Origin of the sequence: Streptomyces sp. NPDC050625 (genome assembly GCF_040654755.1) — a bacterium.
GTDB lineage: Bacteria > Actinomycetota > Actinomycetes > Streptomycetales > Streptomycetaceae > Streptomyces.
Genome location: NZ_JBFAIQ010000002.1, coordinates 620900 through 637626, shown reverse-complemented (window position 1 = coordinate 637626; position 16727 = coordinate 620900). Strand labels below are relative to the sequence as shown.

Here is a 16727-nt window from a genome sequence, read left to right as displayed (position 1 = left end):
GCTCACGCCGCCGGCATCTGCTGCTGGGCCTTCTCCAGCTTGGCCTTCACCGAGTCGGTGGTCACCGCGCGTCCGGCGGCGACGTCGGCGAACAGCTCCTTCACGGCGGTGCCGACCGCGGTCTCGAACTGCGACTCCGCGGCGACCTGGGGCAGTGCGGCGGCGCTGGTCGCGAGGGTGTTCTTCAGGACGGCGTTCGCGGGGGTGTTGAAGGCGGCGTCCGCCTGGGCGGTCTTGACCGGCGGGATGGAGCTGTAGGCCTTGTTGAGGATCTTCTGCTCGTCGTCGCTGGTCATGAACTTCACGAACTTGGTGGCGCCGTCGAGGTTGTGGCTGTTCTTGAAGACGGAGATGTTGATGCCCGCGACCATCGAGTTGACCTGCGCGCCGCTGCCGGGGGTGCCGGACTGCACGGGGACGGGGGCGATGCCGTAGGAATCCTCGCTCATGCCCTGCGACTTGAGGTTGGCGGAAGCGGACTGCCACAGCAGCATCGCCTGCTTGCCCTTGGCGAAGTCGCTGACGGACTGGTTCTGCGCGTACTCGGCGTCGCCGGTCGGGATGACCTTGTCCTTGGCCATGAGGTCGACGTACTGCTTGACCGCGGCGACCACGTTGTCGTTGGTGAAGTCGGGCTTGCCGTCGGCGGTGAAGAAGTCGGCGCCGTGCTGCTTGGCGAAGACGAAGACGTGGTGGATGTTCTCCGAGACGTTGGAGCCCTCGGCGCCGAGGACCGACTTGCCCTTGGCGGATATCTTCTTGCCGTCGGCGACCAGTTCGGCCCAGGTGGCCGGGGGCTTGGAGATGCCCGCGTCGGCGAAGATCTGCTTGTTGTAGTAGAGCGCGTACGCCATCGAGTACAGCGGTACGGCCGCCGGGTCCTTGCCCTGAGCGCCCGTCGAGCCCAGCGCGGAGTCGACGAAGCGGTCCTTGCCGCCGATCTTGCCGAAGTTCTTCGCGTCCCACGGCAGCAGCGCCCCGGTCGCCTGGAGCGAGGCGCTCCAGGTGTTGCCGATGTTCAGCACGTCGGGGCCCTGGCCGGAGGTGGTCGCGGTCAGGATCCGGTTGAGCAGGTCCGACCAGGGCACGACCTCCAGCTTCACCGTGATGCCCGTCTGCTGCTCGAACTTGTCGAGTTCGGGCTGGAGGACCTTCTTGTCGATCGCGATGCTGGCGCCCTGGTTGGAGGCCCAGTAAGTGAGCGTCTTCGGCGAGTCGTTGGACCCGCCGCCGCTGGACGAACCACCTCCGCAGGCCGTGGCCGCCAGGGCGAGAGACATGGTGACGGCGCCTACGGCCGCGGCTCGGATGCTGCGCATGGCTCCTGGTGTCCCCTTCCGGGATTGCCATCATGGCTTAATTTAGGACGTGAGTTAAACCTCGGAAGGCTGGTCCGTCAAGGGTTTCGACAGAGCCCGACGAACTCCGGTCACACCCCTTGACGGGTGTGTTCACGCCATGAAGCATTCCCCGGCGAGAGAGCGCTCCCTGAACTCCCCACCGTTCGCTTCCTGAACAAGGAGAGCCGCCCCATGTCATCCCACTCCCCGGACGGCCCCGCTGCGCAGGGCCACTTCGTCGGCCGCAGAACCGTCCTCGGCGCAGCCGCGGCTGCGGCCTCGACGGTGGCAGGCCTGTCGTCCACCCCGGCAACGGCCGCCCCGGCAACGGCCACACCGACAACTGCCGCGCCGACAACTGCCGCGCCGGCAGCGGCAATGCCGGTCCCTTCCCGGGCCCGCCCGCACGCCCTGCCCGGCGGCGGTGACCTCGGCCCCAACGTCCTCGTCTTCGACCCGTCGACCCCGGACATCCAGGCCAGGCTGGACGCGGTGTTCCGGCAGCAGGAGTCGGCCCAGTTCGGCACCGGCCGCTACGCACTGCTGTTCAAGCCCGGCACCTACCACGGGCTCAACGCACAACTCGGTTTCTACACCTCGATCGCGGGCCTTGGCCTCTCCCCCGACGACACGACCATCAACGGGGACGTGACGGTCGACGCGGGCTGGTTCAACGGTAACGCGACGCAGAACTTCTGGCGTTCGGCGGAGAACCTCGCCCTGGTCCCGGCGAACGGCACCAACCGCTGGGCGGTCGCCCAGGCGGCCCCCTTCCGGCGGATGCACGTCCGCGGCGGCCTCAACCTCTCCCCCACCGGCTACGGCTGGGCGAGCGGCGGCTACATCGCCGACAGCCGTATCGACGGCCAGGTGGGACCGTACTCGCAGCAGCAGTGGTACACCCGTGACAGCGCGATCCGCAGCTGGCTCAACGGCGTGTGGAACATGGTGTTCTCCGGGGTCGAGGGCGCCCCGGCGCAGACCTTCCCGAACCCGCCGTACACCACGCTCGACACCACGCCCGTCTCCCGCGAGAAGCCCTTCCTGTACGTCAGCGGCAGCGACCTGCGTGTGTTCCTGCCGGAGAAGCGGACCAACGCCCGCGGTGTCACCTGGGGCAACGGCACGCCGAGGGGTACGTCGCTGCCGCTCTCGCAGTTCTACGTCGCCAAGCCGGGCGTCAGCGCCGCGACCCTCAACCAGGCGCTGGCGCAAGGCCTTCATCTGCTGCTCACCCCGGGCATCTACCACGTGGACCAGCCGATCCGGGTGAACCACGCGGGTACCGTGGTCCTGGGCCTGGGGTACGCGACGATCGTGCCCGACAACGGAGTCACGGCCCTGAAGGTCGCCGACGTGGACGGCGTCCGGCTCGCGGGCTTCCTGATCGACGCCGGGCCGGTCAACTCCCGCACCCTGCTGGAGGTCGGGCCCACGGGCGCCTCCCGCGACCACTCCGCCAACCCCACCACCGTGCAGGACGTGTTCGTCCGCATCGGCGGCGCGGGCGCGGGCAAGGCCACCACCAGCATGGTGATCAACAACCGGCACACCATCGTCGACCACACCTGGGTGTGGCGCGCCGACCACGGCACCGGCGTCGGCTGGGACACCAACCGGGCCGACTACGGAGTCGTGGTCAACGGCGACGACGTCCTCGCGACCGGCCTGTTCGTCGAGCACTTCAACAAGTACGACGTGCAGTGGTACGGCCGCCGGGGCCGCACCATCTTCTTCCAGAACGAGAAGGCGTACGACGCCCCCGACCAGGCCGCGATCCAGAACGGCTCCGTCAGGGGCTACGCCGCCTACAAGGTCGGCGACGGCGTCACCGCGCACGAGGCATGGGGCCTCGGCAGCTACTGCTACTACAACGTCGACCCCACCATCGTGCAGCACAACGGCTTCGCCGCACCGAACCGTCCGGGCGTCCGCTTCCACAACGTCCTGGTCGTCTCGCTCGGCGGGAACGGCCAGTACGAACACGTGATCAACGAGACCGGCACACCGACCTCGGGTACCTCCACGGTGCCGTCCACGGTCGTGTCGTACCCGTGAGCCGGGGGCGGCCCCGCCCGACGAGGGACGGGGCCGCCGTACCGGTCATCACCGCACGAGCACCGCAGCCGGCGCCGGCGCGTAGCCGGTGGGGCGGGCCGTGAACGTGCCGCGGCCCTGGGTCCGGCTGCGCAACCGGGTCGCGTAGCCGAAGAGTTCGACCAGCGGCACTGTTGCCGTCACGACCGCCGCGCCGGCGCGCGCGGTCGAGCCCGAGACGCGACCGCGGCGTGCGGCGAGGTCGCCGAGCACTCCGCCGACGGCGTCGTCGGGCACGGTGACCGTGACCTCTGCGACCGGCTCCAGGAGGACCATCGCGCAGGCACGCAGGGCCTCCCGGAGACCGAGCCGGCCCGCCGTGCGGAAGGCGGTGTCCGAGGAGTCCTTCACATGGGTCGCCCCGTCGGTGAGGGTGACGCGCAGTCCGGTCACCGGGTGGCCGCCGAGCGGTCCCTCGGAGAGGGCGTCCCGGCAGCCGGCCTCGACCGCGCGGACGTACTCCTGCGGTACCCGCCCGCCGACGACCGTCGAGCGGAACTCGAAGCCCTCGGCCAGCGGTTGTACGTCGAGGACGATGTGGGCGAACTGGCCGGCCCCACCGTCCTGTTTGACGTGCCGGAAGACCAGCCCGGACACCCCTCTGCCGACGGTCTCTCGATAACTCACCCTGGGCCGACCGACGTTGACCTCCACCCCGTGGACGCGGCGCAGCTGCTCCGTCGCGACCTCAAGATGCAGTTCGCCCATGCCGGACAGCACCGTCTGGCCGGTCTCGGGATCCGTCCGCACGACCAGCGAGGGGTCCTCCTCGGCCAGCCGCGCGAGCGCGGAGGCCAGCCGGTCGGCCCCGGCCGGGCCGCGGGCCTCGACCGCCACCGAGACCACCGGCTCGGCGACACCGGGTGGTTCCAGGACGAGCGGGGCGCCGGGCGCGCACAGGGTCGAGCCGGCACGTGCGGACTTCAGTCCGACCACGGCGACGATGTCCCCGGCGACCGCCCGGTCGATCGGCGCGTGCCGGTCCGCCCGCACGCGCAGGATCCGCCCGATCCGCTCGGTGCGGCGTGCGACCGAGTCCCACACGGCGTCTCCCTTCTCGACCGTTCCCGAATACACCCGCAGATACGTCAGCCGCCCCGTCGGGGTGATGTTCACCTTGAACGCCAGCGCAGCGAACGGCGCCGCCGGGTCGGCGGTCCGTTCCTCCTCCACGCCCTGGTGCGTGCCCCGTACGGCGGGCACGTCCAGTGGCGACGGCAGATAGGCCACGACGGCGTCGAGCAGTGGCTCGATCCCCCGGTTGCGGTAGGCCGAGCCACAGAGCACCACCACTCCGTCGCCGCTGCGGGTCAGGTCCCGCAGCGCGGAGACGAGGGTCGGCGTGGCAACGGTGGACTCCAGGCAGAACTCCTCCATCGCCACCGGATGCAGCTCGGCCACCGCCTCCTCCAGCACCCGGCGCCGCCGCCCGGCCTCCTCGCGCAGCGCCTCCGGCACCGGCCCTTCCACGGCGTCGCCACCGCCGTCGGACCACACCAGCGACCGCATGCGCAGCAGGTCCACCACGCCGGTGAAGCCGTCCTCGGACCCGATCGGCAACTGCACGACGAGCGGAGCCGGGTGGAGCCGCCGTCGGATCGACTCGACGGCCGCGTCCAGGTCGGCGCCCGCGCGGTCCAGCTTGTTGACGAACGCGATCCGCGGTACGCCGTGCCGGTCGGCCTGCCGCCACACCGACTCGCTCTGCGGCTCGACCCCCGCGACGGCGTCGAACACGGCGACCGCTCCGTCGAGCACGCGCAGCGAACGCTCGACCTCGTCGGCGAAGTCGACATGGCCGGGGGTGTCGATCAGATTGATCCGGTACCCGTCCCAGGCGCAGCTCACGGCCGCGGCGAAGATGGTGATGCCACGGTCGCGCTCCTGGGGGTCGAAGTCGGTGACGGTCGTGCCGTCGTGGACCTCACCGCGCTTGTGCGTGGTCCCGGTCGCGAACAGGATCCGCTCGGTGAGGGTGGTCTTGCCGGCGTCGACATGGGCGAGGATGCCCAGATTGCGGACGGCGGTCTGAGTAGTGGTGCGCACGGCCCGGTGCCTTTCGGGAAATGGGGCTGGAAAAGGGCGGCGCGATTTCCCGTGCGGACGCGAACGCGGACGTCGGATGGATGTCAGGTTCTCTGACTGCCCGTCAATAACCAGGCGTACGTGCCTGCGTGAGTGAGGTCAGTCGTGCGTCACGGGTGTCCGGTACCGGCCGCGCAGCGGGCACCGGGCGGACGAGGACACCAGGATCACCTCGTACCGGGCGCGGGGAACGGCGAAAGCGGTGCGGTCAGGCACGGCCCTGCTCCCCTCACTCGTCCCACTGGTCGTCACGGCGCACGACGCACGGCCGAATGACGGCGGCGTGCGGTGTGTCCGTGGCGAGTGTAGGAAGGCCGACACGATCCGGTCATCCGGTTTTCCGACCGGCCGAACCCTGGTCCCGACGCCATGAGTCGACCGCTGCTGGAGTGCCGGTGGAAATGGAGTTCGGCCCGCCGGAAGGCCGTTGACATGCTTCGGAATAGCCGCCGAGAATATGGCGAACAAGGGGTGACCACCCTGGAAACAAAGGCGAACGGGATGGGCGGCATTCATGCCTGTGAGCGACGTCGTCTCCTTGGCCACGACCGGTGTCGTCGCCGACGCCGACGCGCTCCTGGCTGACCGGGACATCCTTTATTCCGGAGCGGCGTGGGCCACCGGACTCGGTGATCCCAAGGATCTGCGAGACCTTCCGGACGGCGATGGAATGGCCGCCTGCCTGAGGCGTTGCGCCATCGACCGGAAACTCGGGGGCGCGGACCCGGGGAGCCGGGCACTACGGGCGTGGCGGACGTACGGCTCCACCGCGCTGCGTGTCCACGCGGCACCGGCGCTGCGGATTTACGTGCGGGACTGGATTACCGATTCCACGGCAGCCGTGTTCGAAAGGTATTTCGTCTCGGTCATGACGGAACAGGGAATCGGAGAACACGCCCGGCCGTTCCGGGTCATGACGGATGACGAAATACGGGTTTCGCGGGCGGTGCTGCTGCTCCGGGATCTCGTGCCGGAAATCGCGGACAGTGTCCTGCCGTTCGTGCACCAGATCGTCGTACTCGACTCGCCCATTCCGAGCCTGTATCTGACCCAGGTACCCGAAACCGTATTCGTATCCGCTGCCACGCTTCACGGAGACACGCTCGGTCTCGCGGACGCCCTGCTCCACGAATCGCTGCACGAGAAGATGGCCGTACTGCGCCTGACCCGTCGGCTCGTACGGCCCGGTTACACCGACGAACACAGCGCGCGCGTACTGCTTCCGTGGAGTCTCGACCAGGCGACACCGAGGTGGTTCACCGCGGGCCGCATCATCTCCGCGGCGCACGTCTACACCCATCTCGCGGTGCTCCACACGACCGCGCTGCGGCAAGGGCGGCCGGAGGCGACCGGCTGTGACCCGCGGACCGTGCGGCAGCGGCTGGCCACGGCCGTGGAGCGCGGCGGGTTTCTGCTCGGGTCGCTCGAACTCGACAGTGTGCGCCGGGAGTTCGGGCCGGACGGGCTGCTGCTGCACCGGGAGCTGACACGGATGCTGGCCGCGGTCCGCGACGAGCTGCCAGCGAGTCTCGTCGGCACGCTCACCACCTGGCACGCCACACCACAGCGCGAGGTGCACACGTGAACTACAAGCTTGCGAAGGGCATTCAGTACCGGCCGTTGAGCATCAAAGGGCGGTTCCTCGCCTTCACCACCACGCCTCCCACGGTGCTGCAGGTCGACGCCGGTTCGGTGTTGCTGCTGAAGCTGTTCGAGCGCGGCCTGACCGGCGACGAACTCGTCGCACGCTACGCGGAGTTGCGCAAGAAGAGCGACGCGGACGCACGCAAGGAACTCGCCCGCCGGGCCGACGGCCTGGCCGGAGCGGGACTTCTCGAAGAGCTTCCCGCCCGACCGTAGGCCCGTAGGCCCCCACACGGTCGAGACGGGAGATGCCCGCACGGGAGGAGGTGTGACCCATGGGTTCCGAAGACAAGTCCAGGATCGACGTCGAGCAACTGGCCGAGCTGGCCGCGGACGCCGAGGACGACGGCAGCTCCACCAGCCCCGTGATCCCCGAGATACAGGCGCAGGCGCAGTACCCCGCGGTCAGCTGATCCGGCAGCGCTCGGACACCGCGGGCCGAGGAGCCCCGGCGGTCCGCAGCCGTACTCGTGGTGGCGCCCGGCCGCGGCGCCACCACGGGCGGCGGCACCGGATTCCGCGCCGCACCGGATTCCGCGCACGCTCCACTCAGCGCCCACCCGGCCGACATCCCCACCCACCAGGCTTCCTCCACGAGGGAGGGACAGGACATGTCCAAGGCACGGCACCTCCTCGGCACCGGCCCCTTCGGGGCGGCGGCGGGCATCCACGCCGACATGGCGACCTTCTCGGAGATCGCGTCCGAGCTGCTGCACGCGCACACGGGGCTCCGTCCCCCGAGCCCCGCTCAGGATGCCGCGCTCATCGAGCACAGCGTCGCACGCTCGACGACGCTCGACTCCTTCCGTGCCCTGCACGGCCGCAAGGACCCCGCCGAGGCGGCCCGCATCCTGCGGCGAGGCGCCCAGCTGTTCGCCTCCGCCGCACCGCAGACCCAGCTCGCGGTGCCCGGCCACGCCTACGCCCTCGCCACCGACTGGTCGGCCGTCGAGGCCGGCCGGGCGCTCAGGACGGTGATCAGTGAGGATCTGGCGGTGCCGCACAGCTATGTGGCCGCGACGCCGCGACACGTCCGGGCCGTCGGAAACGGCCTGCGGCTCATCAAGGCGGCCGTCGGCGAGTTCGGCGCCTCGATCGTCTCCTCCGTGCGGGGCGCGGTGCTGATCGAGGACAGCATCATCGAGTCCGCGTTCATCGTTCCGGCGCCGTTCGTGTCCGTCCTCAACACCCAGGTGCTCGCCAGTCCGCTCAGGACGGCGGATGCCGTGCTCCACGAGGCCGCGCACCAGAAGTTCTACGACCTGCTGGTCTGCCGGCGGCTCGTGAACCCCGACTACGACTACCTGGGCGGCGCGCTGTTCGGCATCCCGTGGAACCCGGTGGCGGGCGAACGACGCCGGATGGACTGTCTGCGCGTCCTGTCCACGATCCATGTGTACGCGCATCTGCTGGAGTTGCTGCTGAGCGTGTGGGAAGGCTCCCTGGCCGACCGGGACGAATGCGACGGCATGCTCACCGAGTACTGGCAGCGGGCGCGGTTCTTCGACGCGGCGGTGCGCAGCGGCGTGGTGCGTTCGGCTCTCGGACCGGACGCGCGGGCGATGGTCGACTGGCTCGCCGCGGTCATGGACACCCACCGGGAGACCCTGGCGGCGGCCGGACGGGACGCGGACGGGCCGTACACGGCGGACGCGCTCGAACAGGTCCATCGGTTCGAGTCGGAGGCCGCTCTCGTATGAACCAGGCGCCCGTATGACACAGGTCCCGGTATGACCCAGGCCCTCGTATGACACAGGCCCCGGCAAACGGCGTCCCGGTTCTTTGGGCCGTTCTCACGGATTCTGAAGAGGTTCCCGGACATTCCCGTTCAGTCCTATTTCTCCGGTCTCGCGCCGGCCCGGCATTTTCCGGACATTCATCTGACTGGCATCGACAACTCGGGAGCTACGACGAAACCCTTTCCGGAGCGCCATGCCGGACAGACGCGGTTCGTCAAGGGGAACCTCCTCGACTCCCGCATCTGGCCGAAAAGCGCGCTGGACTTCGTGCTGTTGGGCAACGCGACGCCCAACTCCTTCACGTCCACGCCCGATACGCGGGAAGTCGTCCGCAACCTGCGGGTTCGAGGCCGGCGGGGCGACCGGCGGCCGGTCCCACGCGGTGTCGACTTCGCCGTGGAGTCCCGGAAGTTGCGCCACAACGACTTCGTCGAGGCGCGCGACAGGGGATGCGAATGCGTTCCCCAGTGTTCCGGGGGATTCATCAAGAGCGCGTGTGGACCTCTCGTGAAGTTCGGGCAATGGCCGAGAAACCGGGACTCGCATACGAGGGACGCATCACCGTGGAAGTCACGGGCGGTGATGTCTCGGTTGGCCGATGGACGCCCTTGTGTTTTGCGCTCAGGCCTAATCTGTTCCCGCAGCAGCTTGATGTGAACGCGGCAAGCGAATGGATTGGACTCGATTGGACACGCAGAAGACGCGGAAGACGACGTTCGCCCCGCTGCGCCGGAGCATGCTGGTCCCCGCTCCCGCCCTGGTTCTGATCGCGGGCACTCTCTTCTCACGCGTCGGCGACTCGTTCGCCTCCCTCGGCATGGTGCTGGACGCGGCGGACAAGGACTTCCGCTTCGGCGTGACGGAGGTCTTCCTCGCCGAGCTCGTGCCCACGGTGATCGGCGCGCCGTTCATCGGGTCGCTGGTGGACCGGGTCAGCGCGCGGTCCGTGTGCCTGTGGGCGCTGGTGGTCCAGGCGCTGTCGCTCGGCGGTGCCGCCGCCGTGGACGCCTTCCATCTGCGCGTGGGCCTGATCGCCCTGTCGGGTCTGGCCGGAGTGGCCTCGGTGGCCGCGGGCTTCAAGATGCTCCCCGTCATCGCGGGAGAGGAGCACACGGGCCGGGCGAACAGTCTGCTCACCGCGGGACTCTCGGTGGCGGGGCTGATCGGTCCCGCGCTGGCGGGCCTGCTGCACTCCGTGTGGGGCACCGCGTTCCTGCTCGGCGCCGACGGTGTCTCGTTCCTGGTGCTCGCCTGGTGCACCGCGCTCGCCGTCCCCCGCTCGGTGGACGTGGCCATCGGCCGCAGGCCCGCGACGAAGCTGTCGGACGGATACCGGGCGCTGCGGCACGCGCCGGTCGTCGGCGCGCTCATCCCCACACTGGCGGCGGCGATGCTGGCCACCAGCATCGAGGGCGTCGCGGGCGTCTACTACCTGCGTGACGTGGCGGACGGCAACGACAGCGTCTTCGGCCTCTTCCTGGCGACCTGGGCGCTGGGCAGCATCCCCGGCGCACTGCTCGCGGGCCGTGCGGGATGGTCGCAACGGCACACCGCGCTCATCCTGGGCGGGGTGCTCGGCATCTCCGTCGGGCTGGTGCTCGCCGGCGCGCTGCCCATGGCCCCGGTGATCTTCCCGCTGTTCCTGCTCGCAGGCTTCGGCAACGGTGTGTGCAACGTGGGTCTACGCAACGCGGTGCACACCAATGTCCCCGCCGAGGTGCACGGCAGCGCCTGGGCCTGCTACCAGGCCCTGTCCCGGTGCTGCATCGGCCTCGGCTATGTGCTGGGCACCCCCAACAGTCTCGTCTCCAGCCGTGGCCAGGTGATCGTCTCCGGCGCGATTCCGCTGGCCTTCGTGGTGTGGGAGATGCTGCGCTCGCTGCGTCGCCGACAGCCGGCGGTGGGAGAGGTCTCCGGCTGACGCACTGACCGGGGCCCACCTGGTTCTCGTACAGGTACCGATCACCTCACCCGCGCCGCCGCAGCCGGCCCGCTCGTCCGACAGGCCCCCTCCGCCCTACGACTCCCACCGGAACGGCCGGGCGTGGAATCCGCCACAATTTGTCCATTTAAGGATGGATGAATGCATAAATGGAGTCCTTGGATCCGGTTGCCCTCCTCCGGTTTCCAGCTCCAGGGACTCAACGACCAGTGGCATGGGAGAAGCGTTTGATCACGGTACGTAAGCGACGCACCGGGCTGATGGCTACGGCCGGCGTATTCGGCGGCGTACTCGCACTCACGGCTCTAGGCGGTACCAGCCACGCTGCCACCAGCGACAATGGCCCCGGGACCGACTCGATACCGCAGGCGCAGACGCAGTCGCCGTCACCGACACAGTCGCCGACGCCGACGCCGACGGATCAGACGGGCGCCCAGGACGTTTCCGACGCCCGAATAAAGATCACGCCCGGGGAAGGTGCCTACAACGTCGGGATCAACGCGCCCGTCACGGTCACCGTCAGCAACGGCAAGCTCACCAAGGTGACCATGACCGCCGTCGCGACCGGTACCGAGATTCCGGGCACCCTGTCCGCGGACGGCACGTCCTGGCAGCCGGACGGCCCGCTGCAGAAGGCCACCAGATACCAGGTCGCCGCGGAGGCCGAGGACGCCCAGGGCCGCTCCGCCACCGGGAACGCCACGATCACCACGATCTCCCCGGCCAACAACTTCATCGGGCACCTCTCCCCCGAGAACGGCTCGACCGTCGGCGTGGGCATGCCGGTGACGGTCAACTTCGGCAAGGCGATCAGCAACAAGGCCGCCGTGGAGTCGAAGATCCAGGTCAGCTCCAGCAGCGGCCAGCAGGTCGTGGGCCACTGGTTCAACGACCACCGCCTGGACTTCCGCCCCATGAACTACTGGCAGCCCGGCTCCACCGTCACCGTCAAGCTCAACGCCTACGGGATCCAGAAGACGGTCACCTTCAAGATCGGCCGGAGCCAGGTCAGCACCGTCGACGCCGAGACGAAGCAGATGACCGTCGTACGGGACGGCAAGACGATCAAGACCATCCCGATCTCGTCCGGCAGCCCCGAGCACCCGACGTACAACGGTCAGATGGTCATCTCCGAGAAGTTCCGGCAGATCCACATGAACGGTGCGACCGTCGGCCTCACGGAGAAGGACGGCAAGCCCTCGTACGACATCAAGGCCGTGCCGCACGCCATGCGCCTGACCTCCTCGGGCACGTTCATCCACGGCAACTACTGGGGTGCCGACTCGGTCTTCGGCAAGGTCAACACCAGCCACGGCTGCGTGGGCCTGAAGGACGTCAGGGGCGGCGGCGACGGCAGGCAGCCCGCCGCCTGGTTCTTCGACAACTCGATGATCGGTGACGTAGTGATCGTCAAGAACTCCGACGACAAGACCACGCTGGCCCCGGACAACGGCCTCAGCGACTGGAACATGCCGTGGAGCGAGTGGGTCGCGGGCAGCGCGACCGGCTGACGCACGTCACACCACGCATGAGACCCTGCCCCTGCATGCCCGGCACAGCCGTCGGGCAGTTGAACGGCAGGGGTGCTCATGCGGCAGACGATCGCCAGGTTGAGAGATGTGTCCTGGGTGTTGGCACCACTCGGGTTGGCCATCCTGGCAGGGGCCATCGGGTACACCCTCGCGAACTACAAGTCGGTCACAGTCATGGGTGACTCGATGAGGCCGACATTCCGCCCGGGTGATCGACTGTTGATCGAACAGATCGACGCGACCGAGATACGTCGAGGTGATGTCGTACTCATCGATGCACCCGAGCGCTATGTGGCCGAACCGGTGTTGCGACGGGTCATCGGGATGGGCGGCGATCACGTGGTGGGGGCCGGGAATCGGGTCACGGTGAACGGAAAGCCACTCGACGAGCCGTATGTGGCGGATGTCTACGAGGACCTGGTGGTGGCCCCGTACGACGTGAAGGTCCCGGAGGGGCGGTTGTTCGTGCTCGGCGACCACCGTGCGAACTCCAACGACTCGCGTTACCACCTCAGTGAGCAGTCAGGCAGTTTCGCGGCCTCCGGGGTACAGGGGCGAGTAATGGAGGACTCCGCCCCGCCGACAGTTCTGGTGACAAGCGGAAGCCTCGGGATTGCGCTGACCCTGCTCGGCATCGGAGGGTACGTGGCCAGACGACGCGCCCAGAGATCGCTTCCGCCCGCCGCACCGTGGCTCGTGGGCTGAGGCGTTGCTGCTACGGGCGTACCCCGACGGTGTCTCAACGGAGTGGATCTTCGTCGGCGGTCCGGGCCAGCAGCTCCCGGGCCTCGTGGATGCGGGGATGGGCCGGATGCAGATACTTCTCGCAGTCGGTCAACGCCCGTCGCGCCGCGGACTCCGCCTCGCTGCGGCGCCCCAGGCCGTACAGGGCTGTGGCAGTGGCCAAGTCCAGGGCCCCGCTCTTCTCCCGAACCCGAACCGGCCTGTGTCGACGGGCCTCAGTCAAGGCTTCCTCGTATCGGCCCTGCCCGTTCAGGCTGCGCACCAGCACGCAGTGCAAAGCGGCAGCCGTGCCCCCGGCCGCACGTGGCAGATTCGCCCGCGCAATGACCTCGGCCTCCGCGTAGCGGCCCTGCCCGCACATCGCATACGCCAGGTTGTCCAAAGCGGACAGTTCGATGCTCCACACCTCGGTGAGATGCGCTTTGCGCGTCGTGGCGCGCAGTACGGCATTCGCCTCGGCCTCAGCCTCCGCGTACCGCCCCTGGTGAATGAGGGCCACCACACGGTTACCCCGAACCACCAGCACCAGTCCCGGATCGACGTCCGCTGCCGGCTCCAACTCCCCGATCAACGTCTCCAACTCGGTGAGCACATCCGCTCCACGCCCGTGAGCCACGGCCACCGCCGTGGCCAGAGCCCTGGCATGCCACACCGTCAGGGGGTTTCGTCTCCGAAGGCGCCGCGGCGCCGCCGCCAGTGCCCTCGCTCCGGCTTCGGCCTGCTCGTACTCTCCTGCCTCAACCAGGTCCCCGAGCCGGTCGAGGGCCACCGCATCCGAACGAGACATACGGGCGTAGGCCCACCAGGGCCGCGCAAGGAACTCCACGAGGCGCGAGGTTACGTGAGGCTGGGCGGCGTTCGTCAGCAGGGTGCGCCTGGGCGAACCAGTCGACCGTGCCACTGGCGTGCCGGATGCGAGGGTCAGCCACGGTGAGTCGCCCCCGACCGAGGACGTCCGGGCCGCCGCTCGGCGGCCGGCCCGGACGTCGGGATCAGGCGAGGTCGAACCGATCGAGGTTCATCACCTTGTTCCACGCGGCCACGAAGTCACGCACGAACTTCTCCTTCGAGTCGTGCTGGGCGTAGACCTCTGCGACGGCCCGGAGTTGGGAGTTCGAACCGAAGACCAGGTCGACAGGGGTGGCGGTCCACTTGACGTCGCCCGTGGCACGATCCCGGCCCTCGAACACGTTCTCCGTCGACGCGGACGCCTTCCATTCCGTGTCCATGTCGAGCAGGTTCACGAAGAAGTCGTTGGTCAATGTCCCGGGCCGGTCGGTGAAGACACCGTGCGGGGACTGCCCGGCGTTGGCGTTCAAGGCCCGCATGCCGCCGACGAGAACCGTCATCTCGGGCGTGGTCAGATTCAGCATGAACGCCCGGTCCACCAGCCGCTGCTCCGGCGGCAGCTTCTCACCGGCTCGCAGATAGTTGCGGAACCCGTCGGCGGACGGTTCGAGCACGGCGAACGACTCGACGTCGGTCTGTTCCTGCGCGGCGTCCGTGCGCCCGGGTGTGAACGGGACCGTGATGTCGTGCCCGGCCTTCTTCGCCGCCTGCTCCACGGCCGCACACCCGCCCAGCACGATCAGGTCCGCGAGCGAGACCTTCTTCCCGCCGGACTGGGAGCGGTTGAAGTCCTGCTGGATCTGCTCGAAGGTCCCCAGCACCTCGGCCAGTTCGGCCGGGTTGTTGACCTCCCAGTCCCGTTGTGGTGCAAGGCGGATACGCGCCCCGTTGGCCCCGCCCCGCTTGTCGGTCCCGCGGAAGCTCGCCGCCGACGCCCACGCGGCGGCCACCAGACGGGAGACGGGCAGGCCTGATGCGAGGACCTTGCTCTTGAGGGCAGCGATGTCCGCCTCCCCGATCAGCTCGTGATCGACCGCGGGGACGGGGTCCTGCCACAGTTGCGGCTCCGGAACCCACGGGCCGAGGTTGCGCGAGGCGGGGCCCATGTCGCGGTGCAACAGCTTGAACCACGCCCTGGCGAACGCGTCGGAGAGTTCGTCGGGGTTCTCGTGGAAGCGCCTGGAGATCGGCCCGTAGACCGGATCCAGCTTCAGCGCGAGGTCCGTCGTCAGCATCATGGGGGCGTGTCTCTTCGACGGGTCATGGGCGTCGGGCACGGTGCCCTGGGCCGCGGGATCCTTGGGGGTCCACTGCTTGGCCCCGGCGGGGCTCTCCGTCAGCTCCCAGTCGTACTTGTACAGGTTGTCCAGAAACCCGTTGTCCCACCGCGCCGGCTCGTAAGTCCAGGCGCCCTCCAGCCCGCTGGTGAACGCATGGGCGCCCTTGCCGCTGCCGGAGGTGTTCCTCCAGCCGAGGCCCTGCTGCTCGATGGGGGCGGCCTCGGGTTCCGGACCGATACTGTCGGCAGGGACAGCACCGTGGCATTTGCCAACCGTGTGGCCGCCGACGATGAGCGCGACCGTCTCCTCGTCGTTCATCGCCATACGAGCGAAGGTCTCGCGGATGTCGTGGGCGGCGGCCAGCGGATCCGGGTTGCCTTGGGGCCCCTCCGGATTCACATAGATCAGGCCCATCTGCACGGCACCCAAAGGCCTGTCGAACTGCCCCGGCCCGCTGTAGCGCTCGTCTCCGAGCCAGGTGTCCTCAGGCCCCCAGAAGATCTGGTCGGGCTCCCAGATGTCCTCGCGCCCGAAGCCGAAGCCGAACGTCTTGAGGCCCATCGACTCGTAGGCACAGTGGCCGGCGAAGATCAGCAGATCGGCCCAGGAGATCTTGCGGCCGTACTTCTGCTTGATCGGCCAGAGCAGCCGGCGCGCCTTGTCGAGGCTCGCGTTGTCGGGCCAGCTGTTGAGGGGGGCGAACCTCTGGGAGCCTGTGCCGCCACCACCGCGGCCGTCGGCCGTGCGGTACGTACCGGCGGCGTGCCAGCTCATCCGGATGAACAGCGGCCCGTAGTGGCCGTAGTCGGCCGGCCACCAGTCCTGCGAGGTCGTCATCAGCTCGAAGAGGTCCCGCTTCAGCGCCTCGACGTCGAGGGTCTCGAACTCCTCTCTGTAGTCGAAGTCCTCACCCCTCGGGTCGGACTGGGGCGAGCGCTGACGGAGAACCGAGAGGTCCACCTGGTTCGGCCACCAGTCCATGTTCGTTCGGGGCCGATGCGGCGTGGGGGTCGGGGCGGGGATGAGCGGGTTCTCGCTTTCACTGGCGGACACGTCGGGCCTTCTCTCTGTCTTGCTGTCCGTTCCTCAACCGACTCAGGATGATGAGATGGCCGCACGAAAGGTCGAATTTACTCCAGTGCGTCTGGATTCATCCGCCATTCAGCGGGTCGCGCTCATGTCCGTGTGATCCACATCGGCCGCGACCACCGAAGCGGACCTGTCCGCCACGACGACGATCATCCGCGCCCCGCCCGGTCTCCTCGTACGGCCGCGCGAGCCGTCGTCCGAGACCTCGTCGAGCGACAAAGAAGCAGCACAGAAGAAGCTCGACGCCCTGCCCTCCGTTACTCGGAAGAAGGAAACACCTCTCGCCCCCGACCAGATCCGGGAGATCACTGAGAGGACCGGAGGCATCGCACAACGCATCCAAGCAGCCGACACCGACAAGAAAGGCCCGCTCTACGAGGCCCTGA

The 16727-nt window shown here is 68.8% G+C and carries 13 protein-coding genes; 8 read left to right on the top strand and 5 right to left on the bottom strand.

What is annotated here, in order from left to right; all coding sequences use genetic code 11:
- Positions 1–2: 2 nt before the first annotated feature.
- The gene (locus tag AB0I54_RS06995) at positions 3–1319 is read right to left on the bottom strand and encodes a sugar ABC transporter substrate-binding protein (protein WP_363294859.1); all 1317 of its coding nucleotides are present in this window, start codon (positions 1317–1319) and stop codon (positions 3–5) included.
- A gap of 213 nt (positions 1320–1532) precedes the next feature.
- Between AB0I54_RS06995 and AB0I54_RS06990 the strand changes: the two genes are divergently transcribed.
- The gene (locus AB0I54_RS06990) at positions 1533–3398 is read left to right on the top strand and encodes a coagulation factor 5/8 type domain-containing protein (protein WP_363294858.1); all 1866 of its coding nucleotides are present in this window, start codon (positions 1533–1535) and stop codon (positions 3396–3398) included.
- 48 nt (positions 3399–3446) lie between these two features.
- On the opposite strand, the gene fusA is transcribed toward AB0I54_RS06990, so the two are convergent.
- Entirely contained in the window at positions 3447–5483 is a 2037-nt protein-coding gene (gene fusA, locus AB0I54_RS06985) for an elongation factor G (protein ID WP_363294857.1), read from the bottom strand.
- 553 nt (positions 5484–6036) lie between these two features.
- On the opposite strand from fusA, the gene AB0I54_RS06980 reads away from it, so the two are divergent.
- The 7 genes from AB0I54_RS06980 to lepB all read left to right on the top strand — a co-directional run bounded on the left by AB0I54_RS06980 (position 6037) and on the right by lepB (position 13084).
- Positions 6037–7107, top strand: a complete 1071-nt coding sequence (locus AB0I54_RS06980) for a hypothetical protein (protein ID WP_363294856.1) — start codon at positions 6037–6039, stop codon at positions 7105–7107.
- A complete protein-coding gene (locus AB0I54_RS06975; protein WP_363294855.1) occupies positions 7104–7382 on the top strand; it encodes a hypothetical protein in 279 nt (92 codons plus the stop codon). Before AB0I54_RS06980 ends, AB0I54_RS06975 begins: the two co-directional genes overlap by 4 nt.
- Before the next feature lie 59 nt (positions 7383–7441).
- Positions 7442–7579, top strand: coding sequence for a hypothetical protein (locus AB0I54_RS06970; RefSeq protein WP_363294854.1), 138 nt, complete (start codon positions 7442–7444; stop codon positions 7577–7579).
- Between the two features lie 198 nt (positions 7580–7777).
- Positions 7778–8866 (top strand): HEXXH motif-containing putative peptide modification protein, encoded by a 1089-nt coding sequence (locus AB0I54_RS06965; protein ID WP_363294853.1) that lies wholly within the window; start codon positions 7778–7780, stop codon positions 8864–8866.
- A gap of 724 nt (positions 8867–9590) precedes the next feature.
- Positions 9591–10826, top strand: coding sequence for an MFS transporter (locus tag AB0I54_RS06960; protein WP_363294852.1), 1236 nt, complete (start codon positions 9591–9593; stop codon positions 10824–10826).
- A 281-nt stretch (positions 10827–11107) separates the two neighbouring features.
- Entirely contained in the window at positions 11108–12358 is a 1251-nt protein-coding gene (locus AB0I54_RS06955) for an Ig-like domain-containing protein (protein WP_363294990.1), read from the top strand.
- A 78-nt stretch (positions 12359–12436) separates the two neighbouring features.
- A complete protein-coding gene (lepB, locus tag AB0I54_RS06950; protein ID WP_363294851.1) occupies positions 12437–13084 on the top strand; it encodes a signal peptidase I in 648 nt (215 codons plus the stop codon).
- Between the two features lie 34 nt (positions 13085–13118).
- On the opposite strand, the gene AB0I54_RS06945 is transcribed toward lepB, so the two are convergent.
- The 3 genes from AB0I54_RS06945 to AB0I54_RS06935 form a co-directional block, all read right to left on the bottom strand.
- The gene (locus AB0I54_RS06945; RefSeq protein WP_363294850.1) at positions 13119–13715 is read right to left on the bottom strand and encodes a tetratricopeptide repeat protein; all 597 of its coding nucleotides are present in this window, start codon (positions 13713–13715) and stop codon (positions 13119–13121) included.
- A gap of 400 nt (positions 13716–14115) precedes the next feature.
- Complete coding sequence (gene katG, locus AB0I54_RS06940; protein ID WP_363294849.1) at positions 14116–16305, bottom strand: catalase/peroxidase HPI; 2190 nt, start codon at positions 16303–16305, stop codon at positions 14116–14118.
- A gap of 108 nt (positions 16306–16413) precedes the next feature.
- Entirely contained in the window at positions 16414–16560 is a 147-nt protein-coding gene (locus tag AB0I54_RS06935; RefSeq protein ID WP_363294848.1) for a hypothetical protein, read from the bottom strand.
- Positions 16561–16727: the final 167 nt, after the last annotated feature.